Raw genomic sequence first — 420 nt, 5'->3', positions numbered from 1 at the left:
TCGTCAACGAATGCGGCCCCACCTTCCGGTACGTCAGACGCACCCCAACCTCCGGCACCCGCCGCGGCCGCAACTGCTTCAACCTCTCCTTGGCCACCTTCGGGATACGGTCTGCTGGGGTGCCTGCCAAGCGGACACGCAGATTCCACGCATCCAACTCCTTCTTCACCCTGGCGGTATAGGACTCGATCAAACTCAACGTCGCCACATCATGCCTTTGAGCAACCGCAGCCGCACGCGCCTGGCGCTGCTTGCCCGTAAAACGCGTCGGCCCGAAATACACCCCATGCAATCCAGCCAACTCCGCAGCATCAGCCCTTGATGCACCACGCGCGCGTAAATCATCCACACTGCCCACCGCAAGCCCCACAAGATCCAACCCCGAACTGCGATAGGAGAAATAAGTCTCCAAATCCCCCA

1 pseudogene is annotated in these 420 nt (G+C 60.7%); it reads right to left on the bottom strand.

The window, feature by feature from the left end:
* A pseudogene (locus tag HMPREF2806_RS13645) lies at nucleotides 1-420 on the bottom strand (HNH endonuclease); the annotation flags it as partial.

Origin of the sequence: Corynebacterium sp. HMSC076G08 (assembly GCF_001811515.1) — a bacterium.
GTDB classification, from domain to species: domain Bacteria; phylum Actinomycetota; class Actinomycetes; order Mycobacteriales; family Mycobacteriaceae; genus Corynebacterium; species Corynebacterium hiratae.
The sequence above is the reverse complement of the archived record's forward strand: the minus strand, read 5'-3'. Positions and strand labels throughout refer to the sequence as shown.